This is a genomic window from Pseudomonas sp. 2FG, assembly GCF_005502935.1.
Lineage (GTDB): Bacteria > Pseudomonadota > Gammaproteobacteria > Pseudomonadales > Pseudomonadaceae > Aquipseudomonas.
The window spans coordinates 37,751-54,133 of sequence record NZ_SCMP01000015.1 but is presented as its reverse complement, the minus strand read 5'-3'; the positions used below and the strand labels follow the sequence as shown (position 1 = coordinate 54,133).

General features: G+C 63.3%; 11 protein-coding genes. 3 read left to right on the top strand and 8 right to left on the bottom strand.

All coding sequences use genetic code 11. The features are described from left to right. From FFS13_RS15590 to FFS13_RS15575, 4 genes are all read right to left on the bottom strand, one after another. Window positions 1-1,341: an HlyD family type I secretion periplasmic adaptor subunit gene (locus FFS13_RS15590; RefSeq protein WP_137820002.1), complete on the bottom strand. Its 1,341-nt coding sequence runs from the start codon at window positions 1,339-1,341 to the stop codon at window positions 1-3. A gap of 7 nt (window positions 1,342-1,348) precedes the next feature. After that, on the bottom strand, window positions 1,349-3,076 hold the full coding sequence (locus tag FFS13_RS15585) for a type I secretion system permease/ATPase (RefSeq protein WP_137820001.1): 1,728 nt from the start codon (window positions 3,074-3,076) through the stop codon (window positions 1,349-1,351). Between the two features lie 728 nt (window positions 3,077-3,804). Then, complete coding sequence (gene speB, locus FFS13_RS15580; protein ID WP_137820000.1) at window positions 3,805-4,767, bottom strand: agmatinase; 963 nt, start codon at window positions 4,765-4,767, stop codon at window positions 3,805-3,807. 10 nt (window positions 4,768-4,777) lie between these two features. Further along, a complete protein-coding gene (locus tag FFS13_RS15575; RefSeq protein WP_171006501.1) occupies window positions 4,778-5,857 on the bottom strand; it encodes a polyamine ABC transporter substrate-binding protein in 1,080 nt (359 codons plus the stop codon). Window positions 5,858-5,977: 120 nt separating this feature from the next. Between FFS13_RS15575 and FFS13_RS15570 the strand changes: the two genes are divergently transcribed. From FFS13_RS15570 to FFS13_RS15560, 3 genes are all read left to right on the top strand, one after another. Continuing rightward, a complete protein-coding gene (locus tag FFS13_RS15570; RefSeq protein WP_137819998.1) occupies window positions 5,978-6,874 on the top strand; it encodes a LysR family transcriptional regulator in 897 nt (298 codons plus the stop codon). Window positions 6,875-7,046: 172 nt separating this feature from the next. Further along, window positions 7,047-7,607 carry an NADPH-dependent FMN reductase gene (locus FFS13_RS15565; RefSeq protein ID WP_137819997.1) on the top strand — a complete coding sequence of 187 codons (561 nt, stop codon included), beginning with the start codon at window positions 7,047-7,049 and terminating at the stop codon, window positions 7,605-7,607. 463 nt (window positions 7,608-8,070) lie between these two features. Continuing rightward, entirely contained in the window at window positions 8,071-8,730 is a 660-nt protein-coding gene (locus tag FFS13_RS15560; protein WP_137819996.1) for an endonuclease, read from the top strand. Between the two features lie 135 nt (window positions 8,731-8,865). Here the strand turns inward: FFS13_RS15560 and FFS13_RS15555 are convergent, their stop codons facing one another. The 4 genes from FFS13_RS15555 to FFS13_RS15540 form a co-directional block, all read right to left on the bottom strand. Further along, window positions 8,866-10,644 (bottom strand): acyl-CoA dehydrogenase C-terminal domain-containing protein, encoded by a 1,779-nt coding sequence (locus tag FFS13_RS15555; RefSeq protein ID WP_137819995.1) that lies wholly within the window; start codon window positions 10,642-10,644, stop codon window positions 8,866-8,868. A 212-nt stretch (window positions 10,645-10,856) separates the two neighbouring features. Next, entirely contained in the window at window positions 10,857-12,653 is a 1,797-nt protein-coding gene (locus FFS13_RS15550) for an acyl-CoA dehydrogenase C-terminal domain-containing protein (protein ID WP_137819994.1), read from the bottom strand. A 121-nt stretch (window positions 12,654-12,774) separates the two neighbouring features. Beyond that, window positions 12,775-14,067: a diguanylate cyclase gene (locus FFS13_RS15545; RefSeq protein WP_137819993.1), complete on the bottom strand. Its 1,293-nt coding sequence runs from the start codon at window positions 14,065-14,067 to the stop codon at window positions 12,775-12,777. 201 nt (window positions 14,068-14,268) lie between these two features. Then, window positions 14,269-16,074, bottom strand: coding sequence for a phenylacyl-CoA dehydrogenase (locus FFS13_RS15540; RefSeq protein WP_137819992.1), 1,806 nt, complete (start codon window positions 16,072-16,074; stop codon window positions 14,269-14,271). Window positions 16,075-16,383 lie beyond the last annotated feature (309 nt).

The following is a 16,383-nucleotide window of genomic DNA, read 5'->3' as shown; positions in this document are numbered from 1 at the left end:
TTACTCTTCCTTAAAGGCACCCACTAAACGCTCGGTGACCGGTTTCATCAGGTAGTTCATCAAGGTGCGCTCGCCCGTCTTGATAATGACTTCGACCTGCATCCCCGGTTTGACGTCGAGACCGGCACGTCTAAGCTCGCTCACCACCTCGGGGCTGACCTCGACCTCTACCGAGAAGTAAGGCAGCCGTGAATGCTCGTCGATCAGCTGATCGGCCGATACGGTGGTCACCTTACCGCTCATGACCGGCGTATTGACCCGCTGCAGCGAGGCGAAGCGCACATCGACCGGCAACCCAGGCTTGAGCCGGTCGGCCACCAGCGGCGGAAACTGCGCCTTGACCACCCAGCTCGAACCTTGTGGCACCAGGTCCATCAGCCGCTGACCCGCCGGCACCACGCCCCCCACCGTATGCACGGCCAACCCCATCACCTGCCCGGCGACGGACGCGAGAATAGAGCCGTTGCGCACCTCGAAGTCGAGTGCCTTGATCCGGTCGGCCAGGCTCGAGGCTTCTGCGGCCACCTGGGTCAGCTGCGACTCCGCCTCGCTGCGAAAAGCCTGCGCCTGCTGCAGCGTCTTCAGTTTGCTCTCGTTGATCGCCTGCCGCGTCCGCCCGATATCGGAAATCGCCGCCGCCTGCTGGGCGCCGAGTTGCGCCGCATTGCGCTCCGCCTCGAACAGGCGGTTGCGCGGCACATAGCCCTCCTGCGCCAACTCGCGCAGACCTTCGAGTTCTTGCCGTTGGTATTTCAGCTGGGCGTCGTGGTTGCGCTTGATCTCTTCGAAACCGGCCAGTTGCTCGGCCAACGACTCCTCCTCGTGCTGGAGGATTTTCAGCCGGCTGGCCAGTTCGTCGCGGCGGGTGGCGAAGAGGTTGCCCTGCAACTCCATGGCCGCCTGTGCCCGCGGGTCGGCCGCCATGGCCAGCAGATTCTGCGGCCAGTCGATGCTATCGCGATCCAGGCGCTCGGCAATCAAGCGCGCCTCGACGCTGCGCGCACTCAGCCACTGCCCCAGCGCGACGTCGAGTTGGGACTGCGCCTGGATGGTGTTGAGTTGCACCACCACCTGGCCCTGGCGCACCTGCTCACCCTCGCGCACCAGGATGCGCTCGATGGCGCCGCCCAGTAGCGACTGCACGGTTTTGCGCTCGCCGGACACCACCACGGTGCCGCTGCCGACCACCCCCTGATCGAGGGGAGCCAGACCGGCCCAGAGCAGAAAACCGCCAAAGCCCAGGGCCAATAGCCACAAGCCAAAACGGGCGATACCCGCCGCATCGGTGTCGGGGGCAGGCGCTTGCGAGTCGGTCTGCAGGTCGTTCTGAATAGGCTTCATCGGCGCCTCAGGCTCCTTGGCTGGCAGATTCGGCGGTTGTATTCACCGCAGCTGGCGGCGGCATGAGGGCCTTGAGCACCTGATCCCGAGGCCCGAACAGTTGCTGCGCCCCGTCTTTGAGGAGCAACAGCTTGTCGACCACCCCGAGAATGCTCGGCCTATGAGTGACCAGTACCACCGTGGAGCCGGCCGCCTTCAACGTGCTGACGGCCCGCACCAGCGCCGCCTCGCCGGCCTCGTCCAGATTGGAGTTGGGCTCATCCAGCACCACCAGTGCCGGCTGACCATAGAGCGCGCGGGCCAGGCCGATGCGCTGCTTCTGCCCGCCGGACAGCCCCAGCCCACCGATGCCCAGCGGCGTGTCGTAGCCCTTGGGGAAATTCAGCACCATCTCGTGAATGCCGGCCAGACGCGCCGCCTCGATCACCTTGAGCGAATCCACCTCGCCAAAACGCGCGATATTCTCCGCGATGGTGCCGTCGAACAGCTCGATATCCTGGGGTAAGTAGCCCAGGTACGGGCCGATCGCCTCGCGTGACCATTGGCCCACTTCCGCGCCGTCCAGCCGCACCGAACCACGGATTGCCGGCCAGATGCCGACCATGGCCCGTGCCAAAGAGGACTTGCCGGAGGCACTGGGGCCGATCACCGCCAACACCTCGCCCTTGGCCAGCGCCACCGTCACCCCATTCACCGCGGGCTGCTGGGCACCGGGCGGGATGACCACCAGTTGATCGGTGCGCAGCGCGCCGGTCGGCGCCGGCAGGGCCATCCGCGGCTGCGGTTTGGGGAACTCTTCGAGGAGGCGGCTAAGGCGCTGGTAGCTGCTCTTGGCGCTGCCCATCTGCCGCCACGAGCCGATGACTTGCTCCACCGGCGCCATGGCTCGGCCCAACAACACCGACACGGCGATCATCACCCCGGCGGAGATCTGGTTCTCCAGCACCAACACGGCGCCCAGCCCCAACGACAGGGATTGCCACGTCACTCGCACGAAGCGGGTCATCGAGGAAATCCGCGCGCTGCGCTCGCTGGCCTCGGCCTGGGCCGTGATGATGCGCTGCTGCAAGGAGAACCAGCGACGGCGCAAGACATTCAGCATGCCCATCGCCTGGATGACTTCGGCGTTCTGCAAGGTGCTGTTCACATAGTTGGCGGAGGTGACGGACAACTGGTTGGCTTCCGCCAGACTCTTGCGCGTGGCCAGCTCGTTCCAGATCGCCAAGACCACCAGGATGGCGGCACCCAGCACGGTGAACAGGCCCAGCCAGGGGTGAAACAAGAAGGCGACGATCAGATAGATTGGCAGCCAGGGCGCGTCGAACAGCGCGATCAGGCCCTGGCCGGTGACGAACTGGCGAATGGCGGTCAGATCGCTCAACACCTGTGCCGGGTTGGCGCTGTGCTCCTTCAGGCTGAGTTCGAAAGCCGCGCCGAACACCCGCTCGCCGAGCTGGGAGTCGATGCCCGCGCTCATCTTGATCATCACCTGGCCACGGACCCATTCCAGCAGACTGCTCAGCAGATAGAGCCCGAGCAGAATCAGGGTCAGCATCAACAGCGTGGTTTCGTTGCGGCTGGTCAGGACCCGGTCGAACACCTGCATCATGTAGATCGAGGGCACCAGCATCAGCAGGTTGATCACGCCGCTGAACAGGGCCAACACCCCGAATAGGCGGCGATAGCACAGGAGCGCGGCATCGATATCCCGCCTGGGGTCAAGAATGAGTCGCATAGGATCCAAGAGTTAATAGATAGCTGGCGAAAGATTTGCGGCGGCGAAGCTTAACATGGCCCTATCGGTCGATATCCAGCCACTTCTTGCTAATGCGGCCTAGCGCCAAATAGAAGAGCTTCAGCAGCGCCAATGGCGGTCCCGCAACTGTCTTGCCTTTACCCCGGGTCCAATAGTGGCACTTTGGCACCAGAAATCTCAACCAGTAGAATCCCCCCTCATTCTGCAAAGGGAACTTGCTATGCCAGCCCTCGTCTACGGCGACACTAACGGCGTCTTCACCCAGCGCTAGCGGCGCCAAGTTGGGGCGAGAAACCCTGGTCAACACCACCTGGCGAGCAGGATGATCCCGAAATCACCGCCCTAGCCAATGACGCCTTTAGCTTTATCGGTTCAGCCGCGTTCAGCAGCACCAATGCGGCCAGACAACTGCGTTTCGCCAACGGCGTGCTGTATGGCAGCACCGACGCCGACTCGGCGGCCGAGTTTGAGATTTCCCTGCTTGGCGTGACCACCCTCAGCGGTGCCGACCTCGACGCCTGACCGGCACCTAAGAGCGGCTGCGCGGCAGGCTCGCGTAGGGTGCGGTGCAAACCGCACCACGGCGGTGAGCGGTGTGGTTCGCCAGCTCACCGCACCCTAAGGCCGCCCCGAAGAGCGAGGAAATTAAGAGCGGCGCCGCAACCACTCACCGAGCCCTTCAGGGAAAAGGACCAGGGGAGAGAGCGCTACTTCAGCTTATGCCGCGCGGCATACAGGCAGACCATCTCCATGGCGATGGTCGCCCCCGCCAACGCAGTCACTTCGGCGTTGTCGTAAGGCGGCGAGACTTCCACCACATCCATGCCGACCAGGTTGATGCCGCGCAATGCACGGAGGATCTCCAGCGCCTGATGGGTGCTCAAGCCACCGCAGACCGGCGTGCCGGTGCCAGGGGCGAAGGCCGGGTCGAGGCAGTCGATGTCGAAGGTCAGGTACACCGGGTTATCACCGACCCGCGCGCGAATCAGCTCGGCGATGGCCTCCGGCGAATTGCGATGCACCTGCCGGGCGTCGAGCACCTGGAAGCCCATGACGTCGTCGTTGGTGGTGCGCAGGCCGATCTGCACCGAGCGCGCCGGATCGACCAGGCCCTCGCGGGCGGCGTGATAGAACATGGTGCCGTGACTGATCCCCTGCACGCTGTCGTCGGCATCCGGCCAGGTATCGCTGTGGGCGTCGAAGTGCACCAGGGACAGCGCGCCGTGCTTCTTCGCATGGGCCTTGAGCAATGGGTAGCTGATGAAGTGATCACCACCCAGGGTCAGCATGCCGCAGCCGGCCTCGAGGATATGCTCGGCATGCGCCTCGATGGCCGCCGGCGTCTGTTGCGGCTGGGCGTGGTCGAAGTTGCAGTCGCCGTAGTCGATCACCGCCAGATGATCGAAGGGATCGAACTCCCAGGGATAGTGGCGCTCCCAGGCACTCTGGATCGAGGCTGCGCGGATCGCCCGTGGCCCGAAGCGGGTACCCGGGCGGTTGGTGGTGGCGGTGTCGAACGGCACGCCGCTGACCACCAGATCGACGCCACGCAGATCCCGCGTGTAGCGCCGGCGCATAAAGCTGGTGACGCCGGCGTAGGTCGGTTCGGAAAAGGTGCCATACAGGCTGTCGCGGGTGATGGCTAGATCGTTACCTTGAAATTCTTCCACGATGAAATCCTCAATATTGGCTGCGGAAACTGGTCCAGATGCGGGTGCGCTCGCGCTGCGTGCGCAGCGACAGCAACTGCTCGCTGAACAGCCGTGCGCGCACCTCCTGCGGCGGGTAGATGTCGGGGTCGCCGCTCACGGCCGGGTCGACCAGCGGGGTGGCGGCGCTGTTGGCGTTGGCGAAGAACACGCTGTTGGTCAGCTCGGCGATGGCCTCCGGGCGTAGCATGTAGTCGATGAAAGCGAGCGCAGCCTGCGGGTGCGGCGCGTCCACCGGGATCGCCATGGTGTCGAACCAGATCAACGTGCCCTCACGCGGAATGCGGTAGAGCACCTCGAACGGCTGCTTGGCCTCGCCGGCGCGGGCGGCGGCCATGGCGGCGTCACCGTTGTAGGTCAGCGCCAGGCAGATCTCGCCCTTGGCCAGGTCGTCGATATGCCGGCCGGTGCCGACATAACGCAGGTTAGGCTGCAGCTCGCTGAGCAGCTGTTGCACCTGTTTCAGCTCGGTTGCGTCGGTGCTGTAGGGGGCGTGACCGAGGTAGTTGAGGGCGATGCTGATCACCTCCTGCGGCGAATCCAGCACGGCGATGCCGCAGTCCTTGAGCTTGCTGGCATATTCCGGCTTGAACAGCAGGTCGAGGCTGTTCAGCGGCGCATCGGGAATGCGCTTGGTCACCGCCTGCTTATTGATACCCAGGCCGACCGTGCCCCAGGTGTAGGGCACGCCGTAGCGGTTGCCCGGATCGGCGCTGGCCAGCTTGGCCAGCAGCTCGGGATCGAGGTTGGCGTAATGCTTCAGTTGCGCCTGTTCGACCGGTTGCACGGCCTTGGCCTTGATCGCCCGCGCCAGCCCGCTGGAGGCCGGGAACACCACGTCGTAGCCACTGCCGCCGGTAAGCAGCTTGCTGTCCAGGGCCTCGGCGCTGTCGAAGATGTCGTATTTGACCTGGATGCCGGTCTCCTGCTTAAAGCTCTTGAGCGCCTGCTCCGGGATATAGGCGGACCAGCTGTAGAGGTTCAGGGCCTTGTCTTCCGCGTGCACGGGCAGCACGCAGCAGAGCAGTAAGGGCCAGAGGGCCATGCGCATGATAGGAATCCTCATTGGGTACTTTTTGTTTTGACGAGCCCATCCTGCGGTGCGCCTCGCTTCGGATAAATATGAAGTGTGCTACTTTGGCATTCATCCCCATCAATGTTTGGAGCTGCCATGCTCAGCCAAGTCCGCGACCTCGACCTGCAGCTGCTGCGGCTGTTCGTCAGTGTGGTGGAATGCGGCGGCTTCAGCGCGGCGCAAGGCGAGTTGGGGATTGGTCAGTCGACCATCAGCACCCAGATGGCCAAACTGGAGACACGGCTGGGTTTCCGTCTGTGCGAGCGCGGCAAGGCCGGCTTTCGCCTGACACCCAAGGGCGACGAGGTGTTGCAGGCCACGCGCAAGCTGTTCGCCGCCATCGAAACCTTCAAGGGCGAAGCCCAGGGCATGGCCGACAAACTGCTCGGCGAGCTCAGCATCGGCCTCTCCGAAGCCCTCGCTGCGCAGGTGCTGGAACGGGTTGGCGCCGCCATCCGGCACTTTCGCCAACGCAACCAGGCGGTGCAGATCGAGCTGATCAGCGCCATGCCCGCCGAACTGGAACGACGCCTGCTGCAGGATCAACTGCACCTGGCCATCGGCTACTTCTCCGGCAAGCAAACTGCCTTGGCTTTCCAACCGCTGTTCAGCGAGGAGCAGTTGCTCTACTGCGGCCGCGGGCATCCGTTATTCAGCCAACAGCAGATCGTCAAAGCCGACCTCGACAGCTGCGACCGCGTGCATCACCCCTATCGCTTCATCAATGCCGACGAACCCGGCCAGTCCAACCTCAGCAGCGCCCGCACCGAACAGGTCGAAGGCAGCCTGGCGTTTATCCTCTCCGGCGCCCATATCGGCCACCTGCCCCGGCATATAGCCACGCCCTGGGAAGCACGCGGGCTATTGCGCGCGCTATTGCCGGAGCAATTTGGCTTCACCGTACAATTCCACCTGGCCAGCCATCGCGGTCGCCAGCCGAGCGAGGCGCAACGGGCCTTCGTCGAGGACTTGCTCGGCGCGTTTGGCCAGTAGCCAGAATCATGCTGCCGGCTGCCCGCTCCAACTGCTGGAAACCGAGCAAGGAAGGGCGTCATTGCCAAGAATGGCAAAGCGACTGAGACGGCCTTCCACACGGGGCGCAGCTATAGTTTTCAGCTCAGGGCTTTTCCGTTCGCCCCTATCCATCGCGCTGCAAGGAGTCATCATGAGCAAGGTTCACCACGTCGCCGTCCTGGTCGGCAGCCTGCGCAAGGCCTCCATCAACCGCAAACTCGCCCTGGCCCTGGCCGACCTGGCACCGTCTTCGCTGAAGCTGGAAATCGTCGAGATCGGCGAACTGCCGCTGTACAACGAAGATATCGATATCGACCCGGCACCGGACGCCTACACCGCCTTCCGCGCCAAGGTCAAAGCAGCCGATGCGCTGCTGTTCGTCACCCCGGAATACAACCGCTCGGTGCCGGCACCGATGAAGAATGCCATCGACGTAGGCTCACGCCCCTATGGCAAGAGCGTGTTCGGCGGCAAGCCGGGCGCGGTGCTCAGCGCCTCGCCGGGAGCGGTGGGCGGCTTCGGCGCCAACCACCACCTGCGCCAGTCCATGGTGTTCCTCGATGTGCCGATGATGCAGCAGCCGGAGGCCTATCTGGGCGGCGCCGGCAGTTTCTTCGAAGAGGCCGGCATGCTCGGCGACGGCATCCGGCCGTTCCTACAGAAGTTCATCAATGCCTATGCGCAATGGGTGGAGCAGCACGTCAGGGGCTGAGTGACGCCAATGATTTGATGGTTTCCAGACCGGCACGTGGGAACCATCAAAAAATAACCGAAGGCATTGCTGGTCGCGAGTGAGAGTCAGGCGCGAGAGGCTGCGTTGGTGTAGCCAGAGAGAGTTGTTGCGCGAGGCGTCGGCTCAATGCCGAAAAAAGAGAACCCCGCCGAGGCGGGGCTTTGCAGACTGAATCCTGACATCCGTAATCGTTCCACCATCCTGGCGGAAATCCAGCGTATCCCTGTTCGTTCCTAGGCGCTTCCTGCGCGACGTCCATGCTTGCAGAGTAGCCGCGCACGGTATGGGGCGATAGCGGCGATCGGCAACACGTCATGTAAGCCTAGGCTTACACAACCAACCAAGCGTCCGCTTGGCTTTCTTTGGTGACGCAGGTCTTGTTAGACTCATCCCGTCCTACAAAAACAACAGACCCCGACACGGCGGTCCAAGGGCCAAGACCATGCGCGCAATTGTGATTGCCCTCTCTTGTCTAGCGGCCTGTGCCGCCTCCCCGGCCTTCGCCGGCGGACAAAACCAACTCTCCGATCCCAAAGTCGCCGTCGAGCAATACTTCTGGAAACAGCTCTACGCGGACGGCGGCAGCTCGCTCTATTGCGGCACGGCCTTCAGCGCCGAACGCGGCCAAGTCACCGCCAGCCTGGTGTACAGCAGCAAACAGATCAAATCGGCACTGCGTTGCCTCACCGACAACCAGTGCACGGTCTCGACCCCGCAATACCCCTATATGCTCGCCGACCTGCATAACCTTTACCCAGAGATGAGCCGGGTCGAACTGGCGCGGCGCAATGCGCTGTTCGGTGAACTCGACGACAGCGTACCGAGCAAGTTCAGCGACATTGGCTGCGACCTGAAGGCCAGCTTCCAACTGGTCGAACCTCGTGATGAGGCCAAGGGCAACGTGGCGCGGGCCATCTTCTATCTGCACAGCGAATATGACCTGCCGATTGTCGGCCAACTGCAGATGTACCAGCGCTGGAATCGGATGGACCCGCCGGATGCGCAAGAGCAAGCCCGGAATGCGCAGATCGAGACGCTTCAAGGCACCCGCAACCGCTTTATCGACGACCCGGCTGCCGCCGACCAGTTGACTCAGAAGTGAAGCCTGGGCGGGGGAGAAAACAGACGGAGCTGAGTGCTACTAGCAGCCTGCGCCCTCCCCAACCCTATCTCTAAAAGGGCAGGGGACTGAAAGCAAAAAGCCCCGCAATTGCGGGGCTTTTCTATCACGACAGGCTTAGAACTGCGCGGCATCCAACAGATACAGCGACTCGCTGCCGGCCTTCACCGAAGCCGTCAACGAGTGAATACGCGGCAGCAAGCGGGCGAAGTAGAAACGTGCAGTACCGAGCTTGCTGGCGTAGAACTCGTCCTGAGTTTCCTTGCCCAGCGCCGCCTTGGCCATCAGTGCCCACATATAGGCGTAAGCGGTGTAGCCGAACACGTGCAGGTACTCGACCGAGGCCGCGCCGATCTCGTTCGGATTGCCTTTGGCGCTGTGCAGCAGCCAATCGGTCAAATCGTCGAGGTTCGCCACCGCAGCTTGCAGCGGCTCGACGAACTCGGCCAATTCAGCGCCGGCGCTGCCGGCAAAAGCCTTGATCTCGTCCGCGAAGTGCTTGTAGAACGCGCCACCGCTGCCGACGATCTTGCGACCGACCAGATCGAGCGCCTGAATACCGTTGGTGCCTTCGTAGATCTGGGTGATGCGCACGTCGCGCACCAGTTGCTCCTGGCCCCACTCGCGGATAAAGCCGTGACCGCCGAATACTTGCTGGCCGTGCACGGTGGTTTCCAGGCCGAGGTCGGTGAGGAAGGCCTTGGCAATCGGCGTCAGCAGCGCCACCAGTTCTTCCGCACGCTTGCGGGTGGTCGGGTCTTCGCTGAACTTGGCGGTGTCCAGCTGCATGGCGACGTAAGTGGAAAACGCGCGCCCACCTTCGTTGCAGGCCTTCATGGTCAGCAGCATGCGGCGCACGTCCGGGTGCACGATGATCGGGTCGGCGACCTTGTCTTTCGCCACAGGGCCGGTCGGCGCGCGGCTTTGCAGACGATCGCGGGCGTATTCAATGGCGTTCTGGTAGGACCGCTCACCGGCCGCCAAGCCTTGGATGCCGACGCCCAGACGTTCGTAGTTCATCATGGTGAACATCGCCGCCAGGCCCTTGTTCGGCCCGTCGATGATGTAGCCGGTGGCGCCGTCGAAGTTCATCACGCAGGTTGCGGAGCCCTGGATGCCCATCTTGTGTTCGATCGAGCCGCAGGTAACGGTGTTGCGTTCGCCCAGGCTGCCATCGGCATTGACCATGAATTTCGGCACCAGGAACAGCGAGATGCCTTTCGAGCCCGCCGGGGCATCCGGCAGCTTGGCCAGCACCAGGTGGATGATGTTCTCAGTGAGATCATGTTCCCCACCGGTGATAAAGATCTTGGTGCCGCTGACCTTGTAGGAACCGTCCGCCTGCGGCTCGGCCTTGGTGCGGATGATGCCCAGATCGGTGCCGGAATGCGGCTCGGTCAGGCACATCGAGCCGGCCCAGACCCCGGCATACATGTTCGGCAGATAGGCTTGCTTGAGCTCTTCGCTGGCGTGCGCGTTGATCGACAGGCAGGCGCCGGCGGTCAGCATCGGGTACAGGCCAAACGACAGGTTGGCCGAGTTGAGCATTTCTTCCACCTGCGCGCCGAGGGCTTTCGGCATGCCCATGCCACCGTAGTTCGGGTCACCGCCCACACCGACCCAGCCACCTTCGCCGTAGATTGTGTAAGCCGCAGGGAAACCGGTCGGGGTGCTGACTGCGGTGTTGTTCCAGCGGCAACCTTCTTCGTCGCCGCTGCGATTCAGCGGGGCGATGGTTTTCGCGGTGACCTTGCCGGCCTCTTCGAGGATCGCCTCGGCGGTATCGGCATCGACGATTTCCGCCAGGGCCGGCAATTCGGCCCAGAGCTTGGCGACCTCGAATACCTCATTGAGGACGAAGCGCATATCGCGCAGGGGTGCTTTGTAGTCAGCCATGTAGCGATCCTCGAACGATCCAACGGAGCGGCCTGATGGCCGTTATGACGCAGGCTTAAGAGTTTACCCGAACAACTTTTCAGACACATAGGGTCGCGTTGTGACCAAAAAGTCACTTACGGCTCGCAGTGCCGCGCGGGCAAAAAGGCCCGCTCTTTAGCGGGCAAAAAGGCCCGCTCTTTAGCGGGCCTCTTACGCCTGGCGACCGTCGGTCAGAGGGCGAACTGCTCGGCCGGCAACTGCATCAGGCAATCACTACCCGCCTCTACCGCAGCCCGATGCGCGGCAGTCCGCGGCAGCAGGCGTTTGAAGTAGAACTCGCAGGTCGCCAGCTTGGCTTGGTAATACGCCGCTTCGCCGCCGCCAGCGCTGAGCCGGCCCTGGGCGACCACGGCCATCCGCAGCCAGAAATAGCCGAGGATGATGTAGCCGGAGTACATCAGGTAATCCAGGGCGGCGGCGCCGACTTCGTCCGGGTTTTTCATTGCCGCCATGCCGACCCTCTGGGTCAGCTCGCCCCACTCCTGGTTGAGCTTGGCCAACTGGGCGAAATAGGCCTGCAACTGCGGGTGTTCGGCATTCGCCGCGCAGAACTGATGCACCCGCTTGGTAAAGCCGCGCAGCAGCTTGCCTTGGCTACCGAGCACCTTGCGGCCGAGCAAGTCGAGGGCCTGGATGCCATTGGTGCCCTCGTAGATCGGCGCGATACGGCAGTCGCGCACCAGCTGCTCCATGCCCCATTCGCGGATAAACCCATGGCCACCGAACACCTGCATGCCCAGGTTGGTCACCTCCAGGCCGGTCTCGGTCATAAAGGCCTTGCAGATCGGCGTGAGGAAGGCCAGCAGGTCCTCGGCCTCCTGGCGTTGTTCGGCGTTGTCACCGCCGTGGGCGATATCCAGCAACTGCGCGGTGAAGTAGGCCAGCGCCCGGTTGCCTTCGTTGAAGGCCTTCATGGTCAGCAGCATGCGCCGCACATCCGGATGCACGATGATCGGGTCGGCTGCTTTGTCCGGCGCCTTCGGCCCGGTCAGCGCGCGCATCTGCAGGCGTTCGTTGGCGTACTTGATCGCGCCCTGGAAGCTCGCCTCACCCAGGCAAAGCCCCTGCATACCGGTGCCCAGGCGCGCGTGGTTCATCATGGTGAACATGCAGTTGAGGCCTTTATTGGCCTCGCCGATCAGGAAGCCCTTGGCGTTATCGAAGTTGATCACGCAGGTGGCCGAGGCCTTGATGCCCATCTTGTGCTCGATCGAGCCGCAGGACACGGCATTGCGTGCGCCCGCCTCGCCCTGGGCATCGGGCAGGAACTTCGGCACGATAAACAGCGAGATGCCCTTGGTGCCGGCCGGTGCGTCGGGCAACTTGGCCAGCACCAGGTGGACGATGTTCTCGCTCATGTCGTGCTCGCCGGCGGAGATGAAGATCTTGCTGCCGGAGATCGCATAGCTGCCGTCCGCCTGGGGCACGGCACGGGTCTTGATGATGCCCAGATCGGTACCGCAATGCGCTTCGGTCAGGCACATGGTGCCGGTCCAGCGGCCGGCGGTCATGCGCGTCAGGTAGGCCTGCTTCTGCTCCTCCGTGCCGTGGGCATGGATCGCCGCCATCGCGCCCTGCGTCAGCCCCGGGTACATACCCCAGGAGGTGTTGCTGGCGCCGACCATTTCGCTGATCAGCAGACCCAGCGAGTGCGGCAAGCCTTGGCCGCCGTAGGCCGGGTCGGCGGCCAGGCTCATCCAGCCGCCTTCGGCATACTGGGCGAAGGCCTCTTTGAAGCCTTTCGGGGTGGTCACCACGCCGTGGTTGAATTGGCATTCTTCCTCATCACCGGAGCGATTCAGCGGCGCCAGCACCTGCTCGCAGAACTTGGCGCCCTCTTCGAGGATGGCGCTGACCATATCCGGGGTCGCGTCGCTCGCACCCAGCGCGGCGTAACTGGCGTGGAAATCGAAGACTTCGTCGAGCAGAAAGCGCATGTCGCGCAGGGGAGCCTTGTAGTCGGGCATGGCAGTTCTCCGTCAGCAGGTACGCAGGAGGCGTAATCGAGTCGATCACGCTACTGCTGACAGCCCGTCGAGAACAATCACCGTGCAGGCGCTGAATGCGCCGCCATAAGCGCCCGGCGGCTCAGGCGCTGGTGGTCGCGACACGCACCGCCCCACGGCAGTTCTGCCCGTGCACCCTCACGCAGTTACGGCCGGCGGCCTTGGCCGTATAGAGCGCCTGGTCGGCGGCCTTGAGCACCTCTTCAGGGGTGCGCTGGTCACTTTCTTTCTCCGCCACGCCGATACTCACAGTCACCGAGACACGGCTCGCCGCGACGCCTGCGCGCCTTTGCCGGCCACACCGGTCATCCTGCGGCCGACTGCCTTGGTCGCGCAGCTGCACGCTGTAGGCTTCAATCGCCTGGCGCACCGTCTCCAGGTGGGGCCGGCACTCCTCCAGGCTCTTGCCCGAGAAGACCAGGGTGAACTCCTCGCCACCGAAACGGAACGCCTTGCCGCCCCCGCCAACCTTGCGCAGTTGGCTGGCGACCACGCGCAGCACCTGGTCGCCGACATCGTGGCCGTGGGTGTCGTTGAATTGCTTGAAATGATCGATGTCCGCCATGGCGATCACGTAGTTGCGCCCCAGCCGTGGCAGGCGCTCGTTCAGCGCGCGACGCCCAGGCAGGCCGGTCAGCTCATCGCGAAAGGCCATCTGATAGGCCTCGTGGGCCACCGCCGCGACCAGGATCAGCATCACCTGGCTGCTCATCAGGTTCAGCCCATGCGCCAGGAGGAAGGTCTTTGGCAGCATCCAGCACAGCCCGGGCAAGCCCAGCAGTTGCGCCGCATGCAGCGGCCGCGGCTGGTGTAGGTACTGCACCAGCAGCACCGCGAAGGCGAGCAGGAAGAGCGGATAGGCCGGTTGAATCATGCTCATCCACTCGGCCTGCAAGGTCGGCCAGCGGATTTGCGCCAGCCACGCCAGCACAGCATCGGGATAACGCCGCGCCAGGGCCAACGCGACAGCGCCGACCGCCAACAGCACGGCCGCGCGGGCAATCAGGTCGCGCAGCAGGTGAGTCCGCTCCAGCCACGCCGCATACAGGCCATAGAGCAAGGGCAGCAGCAGGCTGCAGAGTTGGAAGACCAACGCCGCGTCAGACCGGGCCTGGCCGTGCGCACGGTAGTAATCGGCCTGGGTGTCGAGCACGAAGTACGCGAGGTACACCACCAGCAGCAGGAACAACTCCCGCTGGCGCGCATAGATCAGGCAGAAAGCCCCACCCAGAGTCAGCAACAGAGTCGGTAACACGTTGAACAACGAAGTGAAAAACTCGTTCAGCGTATTCAGGCTGGCCGCCGCTATGCCAGCGCAGAGCAGCAGCGACGACGGCAAAAAATGACTGAGACGCAGCGCTTTGAACCGAGACAAGACGAAATTCCAGAGGCTGACGGACTGGATAGATCGTAGCTGGCATTTTGCCTGCTTGCGCTGGATTCGGCACCCGCTCCAGGCGCAAGTTCAGCAATGGCTCCGCGAACCGAGCCCGCGCCGGCACAATGCGCAGGCAAAAAAATGCCGCTCACCCGCGAGGGTGAACGGCGTTCTTTTGCCCTGAAGTCAGGTTACGACTCAGTAACCCAGGTCGAAGTGCTCTTCGTCCATCGCCATCAGGTTGCCGGCGCCGGACAGCATCGCCTCTACGTGCGCACGGGTACGCGGCAGAATGCGCTGGAAGTAGAAACGCGCGGTCTGCAGCTTGGCTTTGTAGAAGGCTTCTTCCGCAGTGCCCGCGGCCAGTTTCTCGGCCGCCAGACGGGCCATGTCCGCCCAGAAGTAGGCCAGGCAGGCGTAACCGGAATACATCAGGTAATCCACCGAAGCGGCACCGACTTCTTCGCGGTCTTTCATCGCCGCCATACCGACCTTCATGGTCAACTCGCCCCACTCCTTGTTCAGCTTGGCCAAGGGTGCCACGAACTCGGCGACCGCCGCGTTGGCTTCGTTGTTCTGGCAGAACTTGTGGACGATCTTGGTGAAGCCTTTCAGCGCTTCGCCTTGAGTCTGCAGCACCTTGCGGCCGAGCAGGTCGAGGGCCTGGATACCGGTAGTGCCCTCGTACAGCATGGAGATACGGCTGTCGCGCACGTTCTGCTCCATGCCCCACTCGGCGATGAAGCCGTGGCCGCCATAGATCTGTACGCCGTGGTTGGCGGCTTCGAAGCCGACTTCGGTCATGAACGCCTTGGCGATCGGCGTCAGGAACGCCAGCAGGGCGTCGGCTTGCTTCTTCTGCTCTTCGTCCTGGCTGTACTTGACGATGTCGACCTGCTTGGCGGTGAAGTACACCATCGCCCGGTTGCCTTCGGCGAAGGCCTTCATGGTCAGCAGCATACGGCGCACGTCCGGATGCACGATGATCGGGTCAGCCGCTTTGTCCGGCGCTTTCGGGCCAGTCAGCGAACGCATCTGCAGACGCTCGCGAGCGTATTTCAGGCCGCCCTGGAAGCCGATCTCGGCGTGGGCCAGCCCCTGCAGTGCGGTACCCAGACGCGCGGTGTTCATAAAGGTGAACATGCAGTTCAGGCCTTTGTTCGCCGGGCCGATCAGGTAGCCGGTGGCGCCATCGAAGTTCATCACGCAGGTGGCGTTACCGTGGATGCCCATCTTGTGCTCGATCGAACCACAGGACACGGCGTTGTGCGCACCGGCGCTGCCATCGGCGTTCGGCAGGAACTTCGGCACGATGAACAGCGAGATGCCCTTGGTGCCTTGCGGCGCATCGGGCAGGCGAGCCAGCACGATGTGGACGATGTTATCGGCCATGTCGTGCTCACCGGCGGAGATGAAGATCTTGGTGCCGGAGACCTTGTAGGAACCGTCGGCCTGAGGCTCGGCCTTGGTGCGCAGCATACCCAGGTCGGTGCCGCAATGCGGCTCGGTCAGGCACATGGTGCCGGTCCACTCGCCGGAAACCAGCTTGGTCAGGTAGGTGTGCTGCTGATCCGCGGTGCCGTGCTCGGCGATAGTGTTCATCGCACCGTGGGACAGGCCCGGGTACATGCCCCAGGACCAGTTGGACTCGCCGACCATTTCGCTCAGCACCAGGCCGAGGGATTCCGGCAGGCCTTGGCCGCCGTGAGCGACGTCGTGCGCCAGGCTCGGCCAGCCGCCTTCGACGTACTGTTGGTAGGCTTCCTTGAAGCCAGTCGGGGTCTTAACGCCGGACTCGCTCCAGGTGCAACCTTCGGTGTCACCCACACGGTTCAGCGGGGCCAGTACCTGCTCACAAAACTTGGCGCCTTCCTCGAGAATGGCGTTGACCATGTCCGGGGTAGCGTCTTGGCAAGCCGGCAGGCTCTGATAATGCGCTTCGTAGCCGAGCAGCTCGTCACGTACGAAACGGATATCACGCAAGGGGGCCTTGTAATCAGGCATAGCGGTAAACCTCTACGATGGGTTCCGAGATTGGGTGACCGGATTTTCGGTCGCTTACGGGATCGCTCCCGATTGCCCGCCGCTAGGATGCGGCCCAGCAATCAAACAGGCGTTTGAAACATACGTTTACGCCCAACCCTTGTCAAGCTCCGCTCGCCGGTCGCGCAAGCAACTCACCCAGCGGGCACGGCCTCTCAGCAGCAACCGCCATAGATTCAGTTTAGGTGTCCGCGACCCGGCGTGCTGGCCAGGCACGCGGCAGCGACGCCTGGCAGGCGCGAACAGGGTCGGGGAAAACCTCAGATCAGC

Coding starts and splice junctions, on each gene's coding strand:
- FFS13_RS15590 (WP_137820002.1), bottom strand. CDS start 1,341: ATGAAGCCTATTCAGAACGACCTGCAGACCGACTCGCAAGCGCCTGCC.
- FFS13_RS15585 (WP_137820001.1), bottom strand. CDS start 3,076: ATGCGACTCATTCTTGACCCCAGGCGGGATATCGATGCCGCGCTCCTG.
- FFS13_RS15575 (WP_171006501.1), bottom strand. CDS start 5,857: ATGCGCATGGCCCTCTGGCCCTTACTGCTCTGCTGCGTGCTGCCCGTG.
- FFS13_RS15570 (WP_137819998.1), top strand. CDS start 5,978: ATGCTCAGCCAAGTCCGCGACCTCGACCTGCAGCTGCTGCGGCTGTTC.
- FFS13_RS15565 (WP_137819997.1), top strand. CDS start 7,047: ATGAGCAAGGTTCACCACGTCGCCGTCCTGGTCGGCAGCCTGCGCAAG.
- FFS13_RS15560 (WP_137819996.1), top strand. CDS start 8,071: ATGCGCGCAATTGTGATTGCCCTCTCTTGTCTAGCGGCCTGTGCCGCC.
- FFS13_RS15555 (WP_137819995.1), bottom strand. CDS start 10,644: ATGGCTGACTACAAAGCACCCCTGCGCGATATGCGCTTCGTCCTCAAT.
- FFS13_RS15550 (WP_137819994.1), bottom strand. CDS start 12,653: ATGCCCGACTACAAGGCTCCCCTGCGCGACATGCGCTTTCTGCTCGAC.
- FFS13_RS15540 (WP_137819992.1), bottom strand. CDS start 16,074: ATGCCTGATTACAAGGCCCCCTTGCGTGATATCCGTTTCGTACGTGAC.